This is a genomic window from Mesorhizobium sp. M7A.F.Ca.CA.002.09.1.1 (assembly GCF_003998555.1).
GTDB classification, from domain to species: Bacteria; Pseudomonadota; Alphaproteobacteria; order Rhizobiales; family Rhizobiaceae; genus Mesorhizobium; species Mesorhizobium ciceri.
In genome coordinates this window covers 1-2,030 of the sequence record NZ_RZRR01000958.1, presented here as the reverse complement: position 1 = coordinate 2,030, position 2,030 = coordinate 1, and the positions used below count along the sequence as shown (strand labels likewise).

The window sequence follows — 2,030 nt, the reverse complement described above, 5'->3', positions numbered from 1 at the left end:
CCTTGGCGGTGGGAAAGCGCCGGGCGAGAATCGCGGTCTTCACCAAGGAGTTGGTAACGCCGAAGCCCGGCGAGACCTGGCTGCTGGTGACCTCGGCCTTCCATATGCCGCGCGCCAAGGCGCTGTTCGACAAGGCCGGCTTTGCAACCGTTCCATGGCCGGTCGACTATCGCACCTCGGGACGGGAAGGCGTCGGCCTGTTCCGCGACAATCCAGCCGATTCGCTGCGGGCCACCACCATGGCCATCCGGGAATGGATCGGGCTTTTTGCCTACTGGCTGTCAGGCCGGATCGATCAGCCTTTTCCGGGCGGCTGACCGATCACCGCCTGCCTGGCCGCCGAGAAGAACTGGCGCCGCACCAGCACCGCCAGCAGCAACAGCGTCGACAACACGAACACCATGGGGTCGACGAACCAGCCGAGATAACCGATCGAGAAGAACACGCCGCGCAGGCCGGAGTTGAAGTGCTTTCCGGCCAGCATGTTCATTTGCGCCGCACGCCACACCGCCGTTTCGGTGACCGGATTGCGCGAGGCTTCGCCATGCGGGATCGGTACGGCGCCGATCAGGATCGTGCAATAATTGAACAGCCGGTACGCCCAGCCGAATTTGAAGAACGAAAACGCCAGGATCAGCACCAGCCCAAACACCTTTATCTGGAAGGCCGCGCGCGACGGCGCGCCACCCAGAGGCAGGTCGCTGAGCACTTCAAGAACCCGGTCGGACGCGCCGAGCAGGGCAAAGCAGCCGCCGATCGCGATCAGCGAGCTGGAGGCGAAGAAGGCGGTGCCTTGCTGCAGCCCGCTCATGATGGCGGTGTCGACGATGCGGATCTCGCGCTCGGCCATGGTCCGCATCCAGGCTTGCCGCTGTGCATTCATCGCCGTCGTCAGCGACATCCGGCTGACAAGCTTGCCGTCGGAGGCAAACGTGTGCAGCAGCCACGCGACGAGGAAGAAGGCCAGCGCCGCGAGATCGGCTGTCGAAAGATCGAGGGAATCGCCCATGGCCTGAATTTATCACATTCAGGGCGATCGCTTCGATGTCCGCATTCAGCGATCGTGCCAATGTCGCTGCCGGAGCAAACAAGGTCGGCGGGTGCAGCGCCGCGATTTCCAAAAGAGCGGAAACATCGTGGGAATTCCTATATGTAGTCCTCGACCTGACTCCAGGAGACAACGCCGCGTGTTCCTTTCGGTTTTCGACCTGTTCAAGATCGGCATAGGACCCTCGAGTTCGCACACGATGGGACCGATGACCGCCGCGGCGCGGTTTCTCGACGAGGTCGCGGGAAATGACTGGCCGCGCCCGGCGGGTGTGAAGGTCGACCGCCTTGGCGCCAGCCTGCACGGGTCACTCGCCTATACCGGCATCGGCCACGGCAGTGACCGCGCCGTCATGCTCGGCCTTGCCGGTCTGACGCCGCAGACGGTCGATCCCGACCAGGCCGATGGCATTGCCAGTCGCATCGCCGCCGAAAAGCGTATTTCGCCGCCCGGCCATCCCACCTATCGCTTCGATCCGGCCAGCGATCTGGTGCTGGACCGCAAGACGCCGCTCACCGGCCACGCCAACGGCATGGCGTTCTACGCCTATGATTCCGGCGGCCGCCTGCTGCTCAAGCGCATCTATTATTCGATCGGCGGCGGCTTCGTGGTTTCCGAAGAGGAACTGCAGCGGATGAAGGCCAAGGGATCGGTGACGACGGAAGGCAAGAAAGTGCCTTATCCGTTCAAGAATGCGGTCGAGATGCTGGCCATGGCCGGCAAAAGCGGCCTTTCCATCGCCGACATGAAACGCGTCAACGAGGAGACGCAGATGACGCGCGAGGCGCTCGACGCCGGCCTCGACGGCATCTGGAGCGCCATGAAAGGCTGCATCGACCGCGGCCTGTCGCAGGACGGCATCATGCCGGGCGGGTTGAAGGTGCGCCGCCGTGCCCGCATGCTGCATGACAAGCTGCAGGAGCAATGGCAGCAGAACAAGCCCAATCCCTTGCTCGCCAATGACTGGCTGTCGATCTACGCC

Annotated in this window: 3 protein-coding genes; 2 read left to right on the top strand and 1 reads right to left on the bottom strand. The window is 63.5% G+C overall.

What is annotated here, in order from left to right; genetic code table 11:
- Positions 1-317, top strand: a 317-nt coding sequence (locus EN994_RS28880; protein ID WP_164746294.1) for a YdcF family protein, incomplete at its 5' end; no start/stop codon positions are given.
- Here EN994_RS28880 and EN994_RS28875 read toward each other — a convergent pair.
- Positions 296-1,009, bottom strand: a complete 714-nt coding sequence (locus EN994_RS28875) for a DUF599 domain-containing protein (protein ID WP_027161543.1) — start codon at positions 1,007-1,009, stop codon at positions 296-298. The genes EN994_RS28880 and EN994_RS28875 overlap by 22 nt on opposite strands.
- Before the next feature lie 178 nt (positions 1,010-1,187).
- Here EN994_RS28875 and EN994_RS28870 point away from each other — a divergent pair.
- Positions 1,188-2,030, top strand: an 843-nt coding sequence (locus EN994_RS28870; protein WP_206530522.1) for a serine dehydratase beta chain, incomplete at its 3' end; no start/stop codon positions are given.